At 37.8% G+C, this 19,394-nt stretch carries 17 protein-coding genes; 8 read left to right on the forward strand and 9 right to left on the reverse strand.

Annotation, left to right across the window (positions count from 1 at the left end):
* Nucleotides 1-441: 441 nt before the first annotated feature.
* The 3 genes from FW781_RS14915 to FW781_RS14925 all read left to right on the forward strand — a co-directional run bounded on the left by FW781_RS14915 (nucleotide 442) and on the right by FW781_RS14925 (nucleotide 4,558).
* On the forward strand, nucleotides 442-2,769 hold the full coding sequence (locus tag FW781_RS14915; RefSeq protein ID WP_228720205.1) for a hypothetical protein: 2,328 nt from the start codon (nucleotides 442-444) through the stop codon (nucleotides 2,767-2,769).
* A 74-nt stretch (nucleotides 2,770-2,843) separates the two neighbouring features.
* Nucleotides 2,844-3,080, forward strand: coding sequence for a hypothetical protein (locus tag FW781_RS14920; protein ID WP_149388155.1), 237 nt, complete (start codon nucleotides 2,844-2,846; stop codon nucleotides 3,078-3,080).
* A gap of 8 nt (nucleotides 3,081-3,088) precedes the next feature.
* Nucleotides 3,089-4,558, forward strand: coding sequence for a M20/M25/M40 family metallo-hydrolase (locus FW781_RS14925; protein WP_149388156.1), 1,470 nt, complete (start codon nucleotides 3,089-3,091; stop codon nucleotides 4,556-4,558).
* Between the two features lie 102 nt (nucleotides 4,559-4,660).
* Here FW781_RS14925 and ilvA read toward each other — a convergent pair whose 3' ends face one another.
* The 7 genes from ilvA to folP all read right to left on the reverse strand — a co-directional run bounded on the left by ilvA (nucleotide 4,661) and on the right by folP (nucleotide 13,019).
* Entirely contained in the window at nucleotides 4,661-5,923 is a 1,263-nt protein-coding gene (gene ilvA, locus FW781_RS14930) for a threonine ammonia-lyase (RefSeq protein WP_149388157.1), read from the reverse strand.
* A gap of 11 nt (nucleotides 5,924-5,934) precedes the next feature.
* Complete coding sequence (gene ilvC, locus FW781_RS14935) at nucleotides 5,935-6,981, reverse strand: ketol-acid reductoisomerase (protein ID WP_149388158.1); 1,047 nt, start codon at nucleotides 6,979-6,981, stop codon at nucleotides 5,935-5,937.
* 45 nt (nucleotides 6,982-7,026) lie between these two features.
* Nucleotides 7,027-7,308 (reverse strand): ACT domain-containing protein, encoded by a 282-nt coding sequence (locus tag FW781_RS14940; RefSeq protein WP_052184688.1) that lies wholly within the window; start codon nucleotides 7,306-7,308, stop codon nucleotides 7,027-7,029.
* A 10-nt stretch (nucleotides 7,309-7,318) separates the two neighbouring features.
* A complete protein-coding gene (gene ilvB, locus FW781_RS14945; RefSeq protein ID WP_149388159.1) occupies nucleotides 7,319-9,043 on the reverse strand; it encodes a biosynthetic-type acetolactate synthase large subunit in 1,725 nt (574 codons plus the stop codon).
* Between the two features lie 6 nt (nucleotides 9,044-9,049).
* Nucleotides 9,050-10,732: a dihydroxy-acid dehydratase gene (gene ilvD / locus FW781_RS14950; protein ID WP_149388160.1), complete on the reverse strand. Its 1,683-nt coding sequence runs from the start codon at nucleotides 10,730-10,732 to the stop codon at nucleotides 9,050-9,052.
* A gap of 180 nt (nucleotides 10,733-10,912) precedes the next feature.
* A complete protein-coding gene (gene ilvE / locus FW781_RS14955; RefSeq protein ID WP_149388161.1) occupies nucleotides 10,913-11,785 on the reverse strand; it encodes a branched-chain-amino-acid transaminase in 873 nt (290 codons plus the stop codon).
* Nucleotides 11,786-12,152: 367 nt separating this feature from the next.
* Nucleotides 12,153-13,019: a dihydropteroate synthase gene (gene folP / locus FW781_RS14960; RefSeq protein ID WP_149388162.1), complete on the reverse strand. Its 867-nt coding sequence runs from the start codon at nucleotides 13,017-13,019 to the stop codon at nucleotides 12,153-12,155.
* 293 nt (nucleotides 13,020-13,312) lie between these two features.
* Between folP and FW781_RS14965 the strand changes: the two genes are divergently transcribed.
* Genes FW781_RS14965 through tpiA form a run of 5 tightly spaced genes read left to right on the forward strand, consistent with a single transcriptional unit; the run spans nucleotide 13,313 to nucleotide 16,834 of the window.
* Nucleotides 13,313-13,879 (forward strand): DUF1599 domain-containing protein, encoded by a 567-nt coding sequence (locus FW781_RS14965; protein ID WP_149388163.1) that lies wholly within the window; start codon nucleotides 13,313-13,315, stop codon nucleotides 13,877-13,879.
* Between the two features lies 1 nt (nucleotide 13,880).
* Nucleotides 13,881-14,990: a BT_3928 family protein gene (locus FW781_RS14970; protein ID WP_149388164.1), complete on the forward strand. Its 1,110-nt coding sequence runs from the start codon at nucleotides 13,881-13,883 to the stop codon at nucleotides 14,988-14,990.
* A 14-nt stretch (nucleotides 14,991-15,004) separates the two neighbouring features.
* Entirely contained in the window at nucleotides 15,005-15,685 is a 681-nt protein-coding gene (locus FW781_RS14975) for a DUF6058 family natural product biosynthesis protein (RefSeq protein ID WP_149388165.1), read from the forward strand.
* A gap of 4 nt (nucleotides 15,686-15,689) precedes the next feature.
* The gene (locus FW781_RS14980) at nucleotides 15,690-16,037 is read left to right on the forward strand and encodes a TerB family tellurite resistance protein (protein ID WP_149388166.1); all 348 of its coding nucleotides are present in this window, start codon (nucleotides 15,690-15,692) and stop codon (nucleotides 16,035-16,037) included.
* 38 nt (nucleotides 16,038-16,075) lie between these two features.
* Nucleotides 16,076-16,834 (forward strand): triose-phosphate isomerase, encoded by a 759-nt coding sequence (tpiA, locus tag FW781_RS14985; protein ID WP_149388167.1) that lies wholly within the window; start codon nucleotides 16,076-16,078, stop codon nucleotides 16,832-16,834.
* 77 nt (nucleotides 16,835-16,911) lie between these two features.
* On the opposite strand, the gene FW781_RS14990 is transcribed toward tpiA, so the two are convergent.
* Both FW781_RS14990 and clpP read right to left on the reverse strand, forming a co-directional pair.
* Nucleotides 16,912-18,180: an esterase-like activity of phytase family protein gene (locus FW781_RS14990; protein WP_149388168.1), complete on the reverse strand. Its 1,269-nt coding sequence runs from the start codon at nucleotides 18,178-18,180 to the stop codon at nucleotides 16,912-16,914.
* 450 nt (nucleotides 18,181-18,630) lie between these two features.
* On the reverse strand, nucleotides 18,631-19,317 hold the full coding sequence (clpP, locus tag FW781_RS14995) for an ATP-dependent Clp endopeptidase proteolytic subunit ClpP (protein ID WP_034726592.1): 687 nt from the start codon (nucleotides 19,315-19,317) through the stop codon (nucleotides 18,631-18,633).
* Nucleotides 19,318-19,394: the final 77 nt, after the last annotated feature.

Below are 19,394 nucleotides of genomic sequence, written 5' to 3' on the forward strand. Positions count from 1 at the left end.
GAACTCCTAATAATGAAAGGTGAAAACTCTTGGATTTAAGATAAAAGACCAGACAATTTCTGATGCAGCTCTACAGCTTAACGATAAGGAAACAGATATTATTAAGTTCATGAAAGCCCTCAATAATAAATAAAAAATAATTCTAAAACACAAAACAGAGAAAACAATTAAAACTCCTGAATCTGAAGTAATCAGAAGTTTTTTTATTTGGAAATCCCCGTAAAATCCAGAAAGACTATCTGAACATTTTCTATGTTTGATTTTTTCCTGAGAAAGCCCATAAAAACATTAGGTTAAATCAATGTTATACTCTGTTAAAAAACTTTTTTACAACAATAAATATCATTAATTTTGACATAGTTTTTTTACATGAAAAGGGGTTTACTTTTATTATTTTTTCTGATCTGCTTTTTGGGGTATTCACAATCAAAGATTAAAATTGTGGATGACGCCAGTCAAAAACCTGTTTTTAATGCAAAAATCTCATGTGATAATACAATCATTGGCTACACTAATGAGCAGGGCATTCTGGAATTTAAAACAGAATGCAAAAGCATTGATATTGATGCCGATTCTTACCAGAAAGAAACCATATCCGTTGAGAGCAGTATGGAAATTTCCCTGCTCAAGAAAACTTCAAAAACCACCAGCATTGAAGCTGTAATTATTGAAGATAAAAGTGATCCCCGGGCTTTGGAAATTCTGAAAAAAGTGAATAAACTTTTTAACGAAAACTCTCCAAAAAGCTTAGGTTCTTATTCCTATAAATCCTACGAAAAAATATCTCTGGATATTGATGAGGACAGCCTTTCACAGTTTAATCAGTATTTCAATGATTTAAATATTTTCAAGAAGAAAAGGGAAAAAGACTCGTTGAATAATATTTCCGCAAGAAAAGTATTTTCAAAAAGTAAACTCTTTCTCTGGGAAAGAGCACAGGAGTTTTTATATTCTAAAAAATATGGCGAAAAGATCAACATTCTGGACAACAGAATTTCTGGTCTGAAGCAGCCTATCTATGAAATGATTGCACTCCAGCAAAGTAACAGAGATATTGTTCCTGAGCAGGTAAAGCCCGAGAACAGAGGTCTGTACAGGTTCTTTCTTTCGGACACCGTTACTCTTGACGGGAGAAAAAACTTTGTGATCCGTTTCCGTGAAGTCAATTACAAAAAGCCGGACAGAAAACGAAAGTATAACGGTGCCATCTATGTAGATACAGAGACCTACGGAATCAAAAAGATTGAAAATTTCAGTAAAAATAAAAACGACGGGATCATCACCAGCACATGGGTATTCTACAATAACAAATGGTTTCTTGCCCATGAAAAAACAAAGCTTAAAATGGGTAAGATGGCAATGGACGACAAGGAGCATGCTGACGATAAGAAAGCTAAAAAAAGCTTTGGAACCTACGCATTTCTTACTTCAAAATATTTTGACTTTGAAGCTCCCATTGAAGAGGATCCCAAAGATTTCAAAGGTTATACTTTTTCTGTAAAAAATATTGACGGGCATTCTCTTGACCGTTACAGAACAGAACCTCTTACTGAAAGAGAACAAAATACCTATAAGACCATCGACAGTTTAGGTAAAAAATATAAAATCGACAGCAAAGCCCAGATCTTATCCGGATTACTGAACGGGCAGATCAGAGTAGGTTCTGTAGATTTCGCTGTGGATGAAATTGTCAATTATAACTCTTATGAAGGCTTCAGACTAGGTTTAAAGGCCAAACTGAATGAAAATTTCAATCCTTATTTTTCACCGGACTATTATTTTGCATATGGTGTAAAAGACAGAAGATGGAAATACGGAATGGGGCTTGATATGAAAACCTCGCTGGAAAAAAATTCAATTTTCAGATTTGAGGTGTATGATGATGTAACGGCATCAGGAGAATTCAACAGAAAACTCTGGAACTTCAAGATGAGGACGATGAATTTCGGGAATAACCTGAATAATGACAAATATTTTCATTTCAAAGGAACCTCTTTATCTTATCTGAACGATGTGACCAACGGTCTTACCCTTGCCCTTGCCGTAAGACGAAACACAGAAGCGGCAGAGTTTGATTACCAGTTCAGGGACAGAGGTACCTCGTACAGGAATTTCAATACACTTTTTACCTTAAAATATTCTCCGAATTCTACCAATATTATGACTCCTCAGGGAAAATCTCTGATTGACCAGAAATATCCTGAGCTGTATTTTAATTATGAGCAGAGCTACAAATTGCTGCAGGGTAATTTTAATTATTCCCGTTTTGACGCCCTTTTTGTTCATAATTTTAAGACACCCATCGGGACTACCGGTTTCAGGCTGTACGGAGGTGTTGTTTTGGGTGAAGCACCAATCTGGAAAAACTTTACGATGAATGGGCTTGCTTCTCCGGGTAAGGATTTCAATTTTAACCTTACCTCTTATCTGGGATTTGCTACACTTGAGGGAGGAAAATATTATAACGATAAGTTCATAGCATATTATTTCACTCATAAACTTCCTTTGTATTTCAAGAGCTTTGGGCACAATGTTTCCAGCTTTGATTTTGTTCTGAGAGGAACTATCGGAGATATGAAACATCCGGAATACCATCAGTTTAAGTTCAGAAAGCTTGATCATCTGTATCAGGAAGTAGGTTTGGAATGGAATAACTTCCTTTCCAGCTATTTTAATCTGGGTCTATTCTACAGGGTAGGTTATTATGCAACACCGCATTTCAGAGAAAATTTTGCGATCCAGTTTAAGCTTAAGTTTCTTGAGTTTTAATCGTCTGTGAAATACAAAATCTTTATTTTTGAATCAGAATTCAGAAATATCCAACGATACTATATAAAAAGAGCATGCAGAAAATCGAAATCAAAGCAGAACAGTTTTTTGAACTATTAAAATTAAAAGACACTCCAATGTGGGAAATTTTCTCACAGATGATTGATGGAAACGAAAAGGAAATCATCTTTTTAGATAATGAAGATAAGATCCTTTTTAATTATTTCCTTCCTTCTACAAAGGAAAAACTGGAAGAGGACAGAAAGGAATTTTCAAAACAGTTTTCAGAGAAATTAGCTAACTTTAATTAAAAGTTTCTATGAATAAAAATTATGTTTTTTCTCTGATAGGTCTTTTCCTTTTTACCATTGGAAATGCTCAGCATTATAAAAAGCCTTTGGTTTCCGCCATCAAAGAATCTGATCTTCGTACCGACATGTACCAACTTGCAGCAGATCAGTTCTGGGGCCGTGAAGCAGGAACTCTGGATGAATTGAAAGTATCCATGTGGCTGGCTGACAAAGCCAAAGAAGCCGGAATGAAACCTGCAGGTGATAACGGAACTTTTTTCCAGTTCTTTGATATGTACAGACATCAGGTAATCCCTCAAAGCAGCCTGAAAATTGGAGACAACAGTTTGAAACTATGGAAAGATTTCCTGGTTGCTGAGCCTGTGAATGCTTTTATAGATGCCGAAATTGTATATGCCGGAAACGCTGAACCTGAAGATCTTGCTAAATTAAACATCCAGGGAAAAGTACTTGCTGTAAATGCTTCCGACAAAAATATCTCAAAAGATATGACTCTTTTTGTAAGAAGATATCCTGGATTTGTAAGGAATAAATATTACAATAAAGCTTCAGAACTGGGAGCAAAAGCCATTATCTTCATTACCGATGATACCTCAGAACAAAGCTGGGTAGAAGTACTTCCTCAAATGACAAGAGGAAGCTACGGTGTGGAAGGATTGAGAGAAAAGATCACGAATAATATTCCTGTTTTATGGATTAAAAAAGAAAATGCAGGATGGGTAAAAAACAATCCTAAAGCTTCTCTGAACCTGATCACTGAAACCTACAAATATCCATCAGTGAATATCATCGGGAAAATAGAAGGTACTGATCCGGTTCTTAAAAATGAATATGTTTTGCTAAGCGGGCATCAGGATCATGACGGAATCCGACACCCTGTAAAGAATGACACGATCTACAATGGTGCTGATGATAATGCAAGCACCTGCGTTGCAATGTTGGCAATGGCGAGAGCTTATAAAAAACAGCCGGGAAAGAGAAGCATTCTGTTTGTTTTCCATGGAGCTGAAGAAAGAGGACTGCTGGGTTCCAGATGGCATGCAGCACATCCGGTTGTTCCGAAAGAGAAAATTGTAGCTGTTCTGAATGGTGATATGATTGGAAGAAATGATAATAATGAAGCCGCTTTATTGGGAGGAAACACTCCTCATAAAAACTCTGAAGAATTAGTAAAAATGGCTGAAGAAGCCAATAATGAGAGTACAAAATTCAAATATCTAAAGGATTGGGATTCTCCGAGCCATGCTGAATATTTCTATTTCAGAAGTGATCACCTTCCTTATGCTAAAATCGGGATTCCTGCTATATTTTTCACCAGTGTACTGCATGATCAGTACCACACCCCACAGGATGAATCCGAAAATATCAATTACAAAAAGCTTTTTAAAATGACCGAATGGATGTACAGAACATCCTGGAAAGTAGCTAATGAAGCTGAACGTCCGAAAATAATTTCAAATTTTTCGCTTGAAAGATAAAAATAAAAGCTTCACAGATTGTGAAGCTTTTTTCATCGTTGTGTTTTTAGAATCTGATTGAGTACGAAATAATTTAATATTGAATATGTATTTAACCATTTTTTAAATAAGTAAATTCATCAGCGAAGGATCATTGTTTAGATAGTTGACAAAAAAGTCATATTGTTTCATCTTATCAATCAAAGGGGTAAAGTCTTTGTTTTGCTTCAGAGCAATTCCTACCACTGCAATTCCTTTTTCTTTTGAGTTTTTCTGGGTGTACTCAAAATAAGTAATATCATCGTCAGGTCCGAGTACATCCATTACAAAAGTCTTCAATGCCCCGGGACGCTGTGGAAATCTGACCAGGAAATAATGCTTTAATCCTGCATAAAGCAGTGCTTTTTCCTTAATCTCTTCCATGCGGGTAATATCGTTATTGCTTCCGCTGATGATACAGACTACATTTTTACCTTTTATTTCCTCTCTGTATTTTTCCAGTGCAGCCACTGAAAGAGCTCCCGCAGGTTCTACCACGATAGCATCTTTATTATAAAGCGACAATATCGTTTCACAGACGAGTCCTTCATCTACAGCAGCCATATCATACAGGATATTTTTACAGCGTTCAAAAGTAAGATCACCTACCTGCTGTACTGCTGCCCCATCTACAAAACGGCTTATCTTTTCAAGAAGAACAGGTTTTCCTTTTTCAAGGGCTTTTTTCATGCTTGCTGCTGCGGAGGGCTCTACACCAATAATCTTTGTTTGAGGAGACAAATGTTGAAACACCGTACAGATTCCTGCAGCCAGTCCGCCACCGCCAATCGGAACGAAAAGGTAGTCAACAACACCTTCAGCCTGCTCCAGAATTTCCAGCGCTGTTGTTGCCTGTCCTTCAATAATCGCAGGATCATCAAAAGGATGAATAAACACACTGTTATGGTCTTTGCAAAACCTCATCGCAGCGTCTTTAGCAGCATCGAAGGTATCTCCGTACAAAATAACGTCTATGTATCCTCCACCAAACATTTTCACCTGCTCAAGTTTTTGTCCGGGTGTTGGCAAAGGCATAAAAATAGTACCTTTCACTTTCATTTTCTGACATGCAAACGCTACTCCCTGTGCGTGATTTCCGGCACTGGCACACACCACTCCTTTGGAAAGTTCGTCCCCGGACATTGTTGCCATCTTATTATAGGCACCTCTTATTTTATAGGATCTTACCCTTTGAAGGTCTTCTCTTTTAAAATTAATATTCGCTCCATAAATGGCGGACAAATTATTATTGACCGCCAAAGGTGTTTTTACCACTACATTTTTTAATCGCTCCTCCGCTTTATAGACATTCTCTAAAACGGAGGAACTTACTCCCTCTTTCATCATCTGTTTGGTAATTAATTGTTCTCGGGTCTCAGGCTTCGTACCGTCTTACCAGCTTTCCACATTTCGCTTTCTCTCAACTCAGTAAGTTCGACTTCCAGTTTTTCACGATAGTCCGGCTTGCTGTTACTGTCAATCGAACGTTGTGCTTCATTTCCTTTCGCTACATTATCATACAATTCTTCAAATAAAGGAGAAGTGACATCCCTGAAACGTTTCCACCAGTCTAAAGCTCCTCTCTGAGCTGTGGTACTGCAATTAGCATACATCCAGTCCATCCCGTTTTCTGCAACTAAAGGCATTAATGACTGAGTAAGTTCTTCCACCGTTTCATTAAAGGCTTCGGAAGGGCTATGTCCATTTTTTCTCAGTACATCATACTGAGCAGCAAATATTCCCTGTACAGCTCCCATTAATGTTCCTCTTTCTCCGGCAAGGTCACTGTATACTTCTTTTTTAAAATCGGTTTCAAACAGATATCCGCTTCCTATCGCGATACCCAATGCCGTTACTCTTTCTCTGGCTTTTCCTGTAGCATCCTGATAAACGGCAAAACTGCTGTTCAGTCCTCTGTCCTGCAGAAACATTCTTCTCAACGACGTTCCTGAACCTTTGGGCGCTACCAAAAATACATCTACATCGGCTGGCGGAACAATTCCTGTACGCTCGCTGAACGTGATTCCGAAGCCATGAGAAAAATACAGAGCTTTTCCTGGGGTAAGATGTTGTTTCACTTTTGGCCAGTATTCAATCTGTGCAGCATCACTCAGAAGATAGCAGATAATAGTTCCTTTTTCTAATGCTTCTTCAATTTCAAATAAAGTTTCTCCGGGTACAAATCCGTCTGCTACTGCTTTATCCCATGATTTGGAGTTTTTTCTCTGCCCTATAATGACATTAATTCCGTTGTCTTTCTGATTTAAAGCCTGTCCGGGCCCCTGTACTCCATATCCGATTACTGCCACGACTTCATTTTTTAATACTTCCTGAGCCTGTTCCAACGGAAATTCCTCTCTTGTTACTACGTTCTCCTCTACGCCTCCAAAATTCAATTTTGCCATTTTTTTGATTTTATAATTATTGATTATGATGTTTAATATTTATGTTTAGCTTGCATATTCTACAGCTGTCAGGTATGGATTTCTGTGATAATGTACTTCCAGAACATCTACCTGTTTTTCCATTTGTCTGCTGATTTTCTGAACAGAATCTTCCGTTTCTCTGATCACGATGACAAACTTTTTTACTTTTTCTATTTCTGAAGGACCTACATTAAAGGTCACCATAGAAATTCTTCTTCTTGAAAAAATAGCATTGATCCGGCCGATCAATCCTAAATAATCTTCTGTATACGCAGTGATCGTATATTCTTTATGATCTGTTTTCATCTTTTTATTTTTAAGTTTTATTATTTAACACAATCTCCGAAACACTTTTCCCTTGGGGAATCATTGGAAATACATTATGTTCTTTTCCTGTCATTACCTCAAGAAGAAAAGATCCTTTGTGATCGAGCATTTCACGAATAGCCCATTTCAGGTCTTCTCTTTCAGACACTTTATTCCCAGATATATTATAACCTTTGGCTACCTGAACAAAATCAGGACTCTGAATGTCTACCGAAGAATATCTTTCTTCGTGGAACAATTCCTGCCACTGTCTTACCATACCGAGGTAGCAATTATTAAGAATTAATATTTTGACCTCCGGATGATACTGCATAATGGTTCCTAATTCCTGAATATTCATTTGAGCGCCTCCATCTCCCATGACAGCAATTACAGGACGGCCAGTCTCTGCATAAGAAGCTCCTATTGCGGCAGGAAGACAAAATCCCATGGTTCCCAATCCGCCACTCGTTACATTGGTACGGGAATTCTTAAATTTAGAATAACGGCATGTCGCCATCTGATGCTGCCCCACATCAGTTACAATGACGGCCTCTCCTTCTGTCATCTCGTTCAGATAACGGATGACTTCTCCCATTGTAATTTCTCCTTCTTCAGGATAAAGCTCTGTATTGATGAGGCTGATATTTTCAATTTCATGACAGCTTCTAAATCTCTCATGCCATTCCGGATATTCTCTTTTTGTAATCCATTTTGTAAGAAATGGAAGAGTATGTTTACAGTTTCCAAGAACCGGAACATCCGCTTTTACATTTTTATTGATCTCTGCCTTATCTATATCCAGATGAATGATTTTCGCCTGTTTCGCATACTGATCCAACCTTCCTGTTACGCGGTCATCGAAACGCATTCCGACAGCAATCAAAACATCACATTCATTGGTTAATATATTGGGTCCATAGTTTCCGTGCATTCCTACCATTCCAACAGCTTGTGGATGATCGGTAGGAATAGCGCTCATTCCTAAAACCGTCCATGCCACCGGAATTCCTGATTTTTCGGCAAACTCTAAAAACTCTTTTTCAGCTTTTCCCAGCATAATCCCCTGTCCGGCGATAATAAATGGTCTTTCGGCCTCATTAATCAGCAAAGCAGCTTCTTCAATACTTTCAAAACATGGATCAGGATTTGGTTTATAACTTCTCAATGAGTGACATGGAGAATATCCTTTATAATCAACAGACTGCAGCTGAGCATTTTTAGTAACGTCAATCAATACAGGACCCGGACGGCCAGATTTTGCAATGTAAAATGCTTTTGCCAGTACTTCGGGAAGCTCATTGGCATCGGTCACCTGATAATTCCATTTGGTAACCGGACTTGTAACGTTCATCACATCTATTTCCTGAAAGGCATCGGTTCCGAGAAGATGTTCAAAAACCTGTCCTGTAATGCATACCAGAGGAGTATTATCCAGCAGCGCATCAGCCAGTCCTGTTACAAGATTGGTGGCTCCGGGACCGCTGGTTGCCAATACAACACCGACTTCTCCCGAAACTCTTGCCAACCCCTGCGCTGCATGTACTGCAGCCTGTTCGTGACGGACAAGCACATGTTTCAGATTTTCCTGGTAGTCATAAAGAGCGTCATAAATAGGAATAATAGCTCCCCCCGGATATCCGAAAACGGTTTTCACTCCTTCATTAAGAAATGCTTCCAGAATGATCCGGCTTCCGCTAAGTTGTATTTCTGTTGATAAATTCAGGTTTTCCATATACTTTTATTGAGTGATTTCGTCTGTTACACAGCCTTCTGCCGCTGATGATACTGTTAATGCATATTTATAAAGCAACCCTTTCTGTACTTTAAGAGGAGGTTTTTGCCATCCTTCCTTTCTTCTTTCTATTTCTTCTTCCGAAACTTTGAGCTGTATAGTGTTTTTTACAGCATCAATTTCAATCAGGTCATCATTGTTTACAAAGGCGATCAGACCTCCTTCGTGAGCTTCCGGGGTAATGTGCCCAACTACAAACCCATGGGTTCCACCACTAAATCTTCCGTCTGTAATCAAAGCGACACTGCTTCCCAACCCTGCACCGATCAGGGCACTCGTGGGTTTAAGCATTTCTGGCATTCCGGGAGCACCTTTAGGACCTTCATGGCGGATGACGATAACATCACCATGCTGTACGGTTCCATCCTGTATTCCTCTGATCAGGTTCTTTTCGCCATCAAATACGCGGGCTTTTCCTACAAAACGCTCCCCTTCTTTGCCTGTGATCTTTGCCACGCTTCCTTTTTCAGCAAGGTTTCCATATAATATTCTCAAATGCCCTGTCTCTTTTACAGGTTCTGACAATGGTTTTATGATTTTCTGTGTATTAAAATCCAGATCCGGAACATTTTCTAAATTTTCGGCTAATGTTTTTCCGGTTACCGTTAAACAATCACCGTGTAATAATCCCTGGTTTAAAAGGTATTTCATAACTGACGGTATTCCTCCGTGCTCATACAAATCCTGCATCAGGTATTTTCCGCTAGGTTTCAGATCCGCCAGTACCGGAGTTATATCGCTCATTTTCTGGAAGTCATCCTGAGTAAGAGGCACCCCTACACTTTTTGCCATGGCTATAAAATGTAAAACAGCGTTGGTACTTCCTCCAAGAATAACAATCATGCGCAAAGCATTTTCAAAAGCTTTACGGGTCATGATATCTGATGGTTTGATGTCTTTTTCCAATAGTATTTTCAGATATTTTCCTGCTTCATGACATTCTTCCTGTTTTTCTTTACTCAGAGCAGGGTTAGAAGAGGAATACGGAAGACTCATTCCTAATGCTTCTATCGCCGAGGCCATTGTATTTGCGGTATACATTCCACCACATGCGCCTGCTCCCGGGCAGGAATTCTTTATAACCCCATCAAAATCTTCTTCTGTTATTTCTCCTGCAATCTTTTTTCCCAAAGCCTCAAAAGCAGAAACAATGTTAAGCTGTTCACCTTTGTAGCAGCCGGGAGCAATAGTTCCTCCGTAGACCATGATGGATGGTCTGTTCAGCCTTCCCATCGCAATAATAGTTCCCGGCATATTTTTGTCACAACCTGGCAATGCGATCAATCCGTCATAATATTGGGCTCCGCAGATGGCTTCAATACTGTCAGCAATTACATCACGGCTTACCAGAGAATAGCGCATTCCATCTGTTCCGTTGCTCATCCCGTCACTCACTCCAATGGTGTTAAAAATTAATCCGGCTAACCCATGATTCCATGTTCCCTTTTTTACAACCTGAGCCAGATCATTCAAATGCATATTGCAGGTATTTCCGTCATAACCCATACTGGCAATTCCGACCTGAGCCTTATGCATATCTTCTTCTGTAAATCCTATACCGTACAACATTGCTTTGGCTGCGGGCTGTTCGCTGTTCTGCGTGAATGTTTTTGAATATTTATTTAACATATTTTTTCTACATTTTCTATTATTTTCCTTTCTTTAAAATAGAGTTCTTTACTAAATTTCGATCCAAAACTACATTTTGTAATATTATTTTCATTTTCAACTTTCACAAAAACTACAATATTCAATCGTTTTAAAAACAGATGTATTTAATTGATAGTTAAATGTTTAAATTCTAAAAATCTACAATGACAGAACTCTTACCAATTTCAAATATGCCTGCTGTACTCTTCCACTCGCAGTCTCTTCCCAATTTCTTGTGAAAGGAACATCATCAAGAGAATTCAGAGCAACAATTTCTGCTGCTGTCCCACAGAAAAAGCCAGCATCCGCACCCCGCATGTCTTCAGGCTTGAAAAAGGTTTCTTTAACCGGAATATCAAGTTCTTCACAGATCTCAAAAACCGTTTGTCTTGTAATCCCAGGAAGGATGCTTCCTTTGGCCGGAGTAAATAAAACCCCGTCTTTTTCGTAGAAAACATTGGCTCCCGAGCTTTCGGCAACATATCCGTTTTCATCCAATACCAGCGCTTCATCGTAGCCTTTGTCTTTGGCATCCTGACAGGCCAATATTGAGTTTACATAATGTCCTCCTACTTTGGCTTCAACCTTGAAAGCTTTGGGATTAGGACGTTGAAAAGGAGAAGTCATGATTTTCATTTTATCTGCCAGATAGCCGTTGTTCCATTCCCAGGCAAGAAGTGACAGATAAGATTTTTGTCCTTTTGAAAGGGACATATTGGGTGAACACGTGACCAACGGACGGATATAAGCATCAGTAAAACCATTACGGTCCAGAAGTTCATATGTAAGTTCTGTAAGCTGATTTACGGAATAATCGAAAGGAATATGCATTAATTCAGCTGATCTTCTCAGTCTTTCAAAATGTTCTTTTGCCTTGAAAATTCTCGCTCCATGATCAGTGCTGTAAGATTTAATTCCTTCAAAAACAGAGTACCCATAGTGAAGTGATTGTCCGTACAGGTCTGTTCCGGCATCTTTCGCTTTCATAAATTTTCCGTCAAAGTAGATCGTCGTGTCGTCGTTATAATACATGTTATAAGGTTTAAAAAAATTTAAAAATTGAAATAAAAAAAGCCCTCTCACAATGTGAGAGGGCTCAATATATGTACAGTCATACATCTTCCTTCTCACAAACGCAAGGGAATAATAATGACGATAATAATTACTGATAATAACTGATACATATTTTTACTATAAAAAATTAAAACAAAAAAACCGTTTCATCATTTGAAACGGTTCTATATATAATTTAAATTAAAATCTATCTAAAATGCCGTTTCCTTCCTGCTGTTAATGACAGCAGCAATAATAGAAATGACAATAATATTTTTCTGATTCGTAAAATTCATACTGCAAATGTATAAACTTTTTAATTACTCACAAGTTTTTTTCACACTTTTTATTTTTTCCGTAAAAAACGGGCAAGTGTTTCCTTTGCTTCAGCGACATCATGAACCCTTAAAATTTTGGCTCCCTGCTCCAAAACATTCATATGAAGTTTCTGTGTTTCTTCATTGATATCCAAAGGTGATTTCCCAAGAGGTTTGTAGATAAATGACTTTCTGGAAATCCCTATTAAAAGGGGAAATTTTCCAAATCCGAGATATCCAACTTCATGGATCATTTTCATCTGATCTTCTCCTGTTTTTCCGAAGCCAAAACCGGGATCAAGAATGATGTCATTCACTCCTTTTTCTAAAAGTTCTTTTGTCTTTTTAGCAAAATATCGGTTTACTTCCAGCGTAATATCTTCAAACTTTATTTTATCGTGCATAGTTTTGTAGGAAGGGTTTACGTGCATCAAAATATAAGGAAGTTTTGTTTCAGCAGCCGTATTGAACATTTCTGTATCATACTGGCCGCCTGAGATATCATTGATCAGATCAATTCCTTCATTGAAGCCAAATTTTACGGTTGCTGCATAAAAAGTATCAAGAGAAATCAAGGCTTCCGGAAATTCTTTTTTAATCATAGAAATGATATTTCCGATCCTGCTTATTTCTTCTTCAGCGCTTAAAAACTCAGCATTCGGTCGCGTAGACTGAGGCCCGATATCCAGTATTTCTGCCCCATCTTTCAATAATTTTTCAGCATGCTCTAAGGCTGCTTTTTCGGTATTGAATTTTCCGCCGTCAGAGAAAGAATCCGGGGTCAGATTGAGGATTCCCATGATTTTTGGAGTATCAAGCTGTACTAAACGACCGTTACAGTTGATTGAGTAGGTTTGGGCGTTGGAGGGTTTGAGGGTTTGAGAGTTTGAGAGCATGGAAATTTATAATTGATGAATGATAAGTGATAAATGATTTTGTATTCTGCAAAATTAGTCATTTGTGGGTGTTTAATGAGAAGTTAAAAGCTAGAAATTATAAATGATGAATTATGAATTATGAGTTAGACTCCTACTACACTCTCACATCTTCCTATCATAACCCAGCAACACGAGCCCCGAACCCTGAAACTCTCCCACTCACCCACTCTCAAACCTTCTCACACAAACTCAGCTCATCAAATTCAAAAATCTAAAACCGAATTCGTATATTTGGAAGATTAAGAAAATTTATGCTAAAAACATCAGTACAGTTCGAGAAAGTTATCAGTCAGTGTCGTGATCTTTTCGGTAAAAAACTACAGGATTATGGGGCTGCATGGAGGGTTTTAAGACCAAGCTCAATTACGGATCAGATTTACATCAAAGTCAACAGAATCCGTACACTGCAGATGACTGATAAAAAAATGGTGGATGAGAGTGAGGAAGATGAATTTATCGCCATTGTGAACTACTCTATCATTGGACTTATTCAGCTGGAAAAAGGCCTTTCCAATGATTTCAATGAAAATAAAGAAGAAATTTTAGGTCTTTATGACAAATATTCCAACGAAGCGAAAGCTTTAATGGAAAGAAAAAATCATGATTATGGTGAGGCATGGAGAGATATGAGAATCTCTTCGATCACGGATCTTATTTATCAGAAAGTATTAAGAACTAAACAGATTGAGGACAACCAGGGAAAAACGATCGTTTCGGAAGGGCTTGACGCCAACTATTTCGATATGCTGAATTATGCTGTCTTCTGCCTGATCAAGTTCTCGGAAAAAGAAAATCAATTCAAACCCAAAAATATTTAATATGCTCAAAGGTTTATTACGCTTTATTATTGCTGTTATTTTTATCCTTTCAGGCTTTGTGAAAGCCGTGGATCTGGTAGGTTTTTCTTTCAAAATGGAAGAATATTTTGCTCCTCCTGTTTTCAACATGCCGTTTTTAGAAAAGTTTGCCCTGCTTTTTTCCATTATCGTTGTGGTACTGGAGCTTTTCTTAGGATTCATGTTACTGCTTAAATTAAAGCTTAAATTTACCTTATCCATATTAATTGCACTTTGTATTTTCTTTGGATTCCTTACGTTTTATTCAGCCTATTTCAATGTGGTAACAGACTGTGGATGTTTTGGAGATGCCATCAAATTTACACCCTGGCAGAGCTTCCTTAAGGATGTTGTGCTTCTGGCAGGATTGATCATACTATTTGTCTTGTACAGAAAAGATTTCCGTAAAAAAGATGAGTATGGAGTGACCAAGAAAGAGTCTTCCAATACATTTAAATATATCCTTTTAACTGTCTTTTCACTGGGGATGATTTATGTGATGGCACAAGGTATTATGCACGAACCAATCATTGATTTCCGTGATTATAAAATAGGAACGGACATTAAAGGAGAAAAAGTCAAAATTGACAAAAATCCTTCTGAATACAAGACTTTTTATTCTCTGAAAAATCAGAAGACAGGAGCTGTTATAAAGGTAAATCAGGATGATTATATCAAAAAAACAGAATACTGGGCAGAAGGTTCTCCATGGAAAATTGAGGAAGGAAAAAATGAATCTGTACTGATCAAGGAAGGTTACAAATCTGAAATTGTGAAATTTAAGATTGAAGATCCTACAGGAATGGAGGTTACAAACGAGATCATCAATGCTCCAAAAGCTGTTTTGGTGTTTTCATATCACCCAAAAGATGTACCTGCTGATCTTCTTCAGAAAGTGGAAGCTAAAGTAAATACCCAGAAAGGATCTCTTATCTATGGCGTTTCTACCTATCCCAATACTTTTAAAACCATTAAAAATGCAATGATGGACGGAACTGCCATCAAAACTATAGCGAGAAGCAATCCTTTTGTACTGATTCTTGAAAATGGAAAAATTATAGATAAACAGCCTGCAAAGGACTATATCAACTAAATACTTCGACAGTAATGGACCAAAATTTCGATTATATTAATGAAAATTATATTACAGAAGATGAATTGTGTACTGTAGCGGATATTAGTAAGGATGATCTGGCTGCGCTTATTCAAAATCAATTAGTACCACAGCCTTCTTATACCATTTCCCGAAGCATCAGAATTATATCGCCTCTTAATGATGAGTTTGAAAATGAGATTACAGAAAAATATTTCAGTAAAAGCTGTATTTCACTGGTTAAAAAGAATAAAGAACTGAGCAATATTCATCTATACAAAGAAGAATTCAAAGAAAACTTTATCCAAAATCTGATCAACCATCCTGATAAAGCCTTTGCTTATGATAGTATATTCAATACTTCTTTTCCGGAACAGGAACAGCTAGATGAAATATTTGAAAGTGAATGGGCTGCCTATTGTAATGGAATTTATGGGATTTGTACACTACATTCTACTGAGGAGGAAATTGTAAAAAAGGAAATTGCAGTAAAAAAACTGATCCATTTCAATACAAATTTTTCTGATAAAAAACTTACCACAGATGAATCAGAAGAATTGATAAGGCTGAGCGAAGAATTCAACGAAGTAGCACAGAAATTTGCTCCTTATCAAAGAAAATCAAGCAGCAGAGGTAAATATCTCGATAAAATTTTAGAAGAAAACAACTTAGACTATCTAGTAAAAAAATATTAAAAACATGCAAAAATCAAATAAATCAATTGCCGGATATCACTTATTAATGATCCTTTCTTCTGTAGACGGAGAGTTTGCTCCTGAAGAAGGAATGCTGGTACAGCAGTATCTGGCAGATGAGTTTCCGTTCAGAATGAACCTTGACAATGAATTAGATACATTAGCTCTTTTACAGCCTGAAGAATGGAAAGACCATTTTGAATTCCATGCAAGATGTTTTCATGATGATTCTACAGAAGATGAGCGTATAAAGTTTGTTCAGTTTGCAAAATCACTGATTAAAGCTGATAATAAAGTAACCGAAGAGGAGCACACGTTCTATGTTCTGCTGAAAAATCTTTGGGGATTGTAATACAACGAAAAAAGTAAATAAATCTATATTTAAATCTTATGAGAAGAAAAATAGTTGCAGGCAACTGGAAAATGAACAAAAATGTAATTGATGCACAACAATTGATGATTCAGTTACTAAGCTATAAAAACAACAATGCTACCAACTGTGAGGTTTGGATCGCTCCACCAGCATTGTATTTGATGATGGCAAAAGACATCTTTGAAAAGGATGAAATCGGAGTATTTTCTCAGGATATGAGCGAGTATGAAAGCGGAGCGTACACAGGGGAAATTTCCGCAGACATGTTGGAATCTATCGATGCTACCGGTTCATTAATCGGGCACTCTGAAAGAAGACAGTATCATGGTGAAACAGATGCTCACTGCAACAGAAAAATCAAATTAGCTCTTGACAAAGGTCTTATCCCTGTTTACTGCAATGGAGAGACTCTTGAACAGAGAAAGGCAGGCCAGCACCTGGAAGTAGTAAAAAATCAGACTGAAGCAGCTCTTTTTACCCTTTCTGCTGAAGAAATCAAAAAGGTAGTGATTGCTTACGAACCGGTTTGGGCTATCGGAACAGGAGAAACGGCAAGCCCAGAGCAGGCTCAGGAAATTCATGCTCACATCAGAAACATTATCGCTGCAAAATATGGACAGGAAGTAGCTGATGAGGTTTCTATCCTTTACGGAGGTTCTGTAAAGCCTGACAATGCGAAAGAAATCTTCTCTCAGCCGGATATCGACGGAGGTTTGATTGGAGGAGCAGCCTTGAAATTAGAGGATTTCTCTAAAATTATCGAAGGTTTTAATTAAGATCTGATCTTAATCATCTATAAATAATAAAAACGGCGGAATCTTCGATTCCGCCGTTTTCCGTTAAAAAAATCTAATTATTGAATATCGACTACGTACATAGTTCCTTTGTCTACCTTCCCTGTTTTAGGAAGAATCTTAACTTTTGGGTTACCGCTTCCATCATCCACTACTCCAAAGTCATCATCATTGAAAACAGCCAGTTTATTATTTCCTAAATAAACAATTCCCTCAAACTTATCATGGTCATAGCCCAGTTTTGCAACCAGATCAACAGCTAATGTTTTGGTAACAGCTTTTATCCCGGCGTTCGTAATTTCATCCCATGAGCATTGTTCTAAAGCTTTTCCATTCACTTTCATACCATCCACGGCAGCAATATCAGTTCCGTTCACATCGGAAGCATTGGTCAGGTTAATTCTGTATACTTTCTTGATCCCCCCCTGAGATCCGAAATTTCCATCTCTTTCAATCACCAGGAACTCATTGTTGCTTAAAGCTGTAATATCACACACTGAATCAGAAGCACCCCCATCCTGCTTGTATAAAAACTGTTTGGTCTGCCCTGTGATAATATCAAATGTGACAATTCTCATTAAAGTGGTATTGGTAGCCAATGCTTTGGTTGGTACCAGCATCATCGACTGTATGGTTCCTACCAGCGTTCTTCCGTCAGGAGTAATGCAGAGTCCTTCCATTCCTCTGTTGGCTCTTCTTTTGGCTAAAACAGCAGGTAATTTCCTTGTTCCGGTATTTACCCCTATCGGGCTTATTCTTTCCATTTCTACTCCGTCTGCACTGTAATGCACAATATGCGGTCCGTATTCATCAGAAACCCAGAATGTACCGTCTGATGCTGCTACAATACTTTCACTGTCCAATCCATATTGATCAGTACCTAAAACATTTCCGGAAGCATCATAAGCGATCTCTCCTGTACTTCCCATTCCTACAGGATTTGGCAGCCCTGTAATAGGTTGCCCGGATGGATTTTTAAGCTTAATATATTTGATTACCTCTACATTTCCTTCAGCATTGATTTTAAAATGCATAATCGTTGGAGTAAAGTTAGGAGCAAGAAATTTTTTACCATTCTGAAAGTCAGTATTTGGTCCTCTGTCTGTAATGACATAGAATTCGCCTTTTCTTGTAGGATGAGCTGCTGCTCCGGAACCAAATCCGCCATTAATGACATCTACTCCGTTTATCGTAGCCAGTTTTGTAAACGGAAATTCCTGAGGGAGTTTGGAATAATTAATATCCTGATTAATTATTGTAGCATCATCATCACTTTTACATGAAGCCAATACTGCCAGCACTACAACAGACAATAGTAATTTTTTCATATTCACTTTTATGGCTGCGAAAATAGAGATTGATTATAAACTGATCTTGAATATAATGATAATTGTATTTTAACAATAGAACCAAAGTGAAGTACAGCTAACTTTAGGTGTTTCCGTTGCAAAGAAAAAATTCAGTATTTGTCCTAAGGTTGTTAAGAAATAGTGAAAGTGGACATGGAAAACCACCCTGTCAAAAATTCTTTGAATTTTCGCCACGCCTTCAAAGGATGGGAATTTTTACGTCTTCAGTTGGAATTTGGTCTGGATTGTAGATTTCTTCTTGAATGATTGCGCCTGGATTCCTACGGAATGACAAACTGTATGTATAATCCATCATTTCAATTGTGTCATTCCGTAGGAATCCAAACAGCCAATACAGCTTAAAACCATAATTAATCCAACAAAAAAACCGCACCAGATGGGTGCGGTTTCTTATGATTTTACAATCAATTATTTTTTCTCAGTAGATCTTTGCAGAACCTCATCTACCATTCCGTAGCCTTTAGCTTCTTCAGAAGTCATCCAGTAATCTCTGTCAGAAGATTTTTCTACCCACTCGTAAGTTTGTCCTGAGTGGTGACCAATGATTTCATAAAGTTCCTGCTTCAATTTCAGCATCTCTCTCAAGTTGATCTCCATATCAGAAGCAACTCCCTGAGCACCTCCTGAAGGCTGGTGAATCATTACTCTTGAGTGCTTAAGCGCAGAACGTTTTCCTTTTTCTCCGGCAACCAATAATACAGCTCCCATTGAAGCAGCCATACCTGTACAGATAGTCGCTACATCCGGCTTAATGATCTGCATGGTGTCATAAATACCTAAACCTGCATACACACTTCCACCAGGAGAGTTGATATAGATCTGAATATCTTTTGACGGGTCCGCACTTTCTAAGAATAAAAGCTGTGCCGTAACGATGTTTGCTACCTGATCATCAATACCTGTTCCCAGGAAGATAATTCTGTCCATCATCAGACGGGAGAAAACGTCCATCTGAGCAACGTTTAATCTTCTTTCTTCCATGATGTACGGAGTAAGATTCGTTGGGCCATACATTCCCATATACTGATCGGTAACCAAACCGTTGTTTCCTAAATGTTTTACAGAGAAGTCTCTGAAATCCTTTTTAATGTCCATATTTCTATTATGTATTATTTTTATACTATTCTTGAAGTTTAAATTACAATATTTATTCCTAAAATTTTATAGGACTT

The organism is Chryseobacterium panacisoli (genome assembly GCF_008274625.1).
In the GTDB taxonomy this organism is placed as follows: Bacteria; Bacteroidota; Bacteroidia; order Flavobacteriales; family Weeksellaceae; genus Chryseobacterium; species Chryseobacterium panacisoli.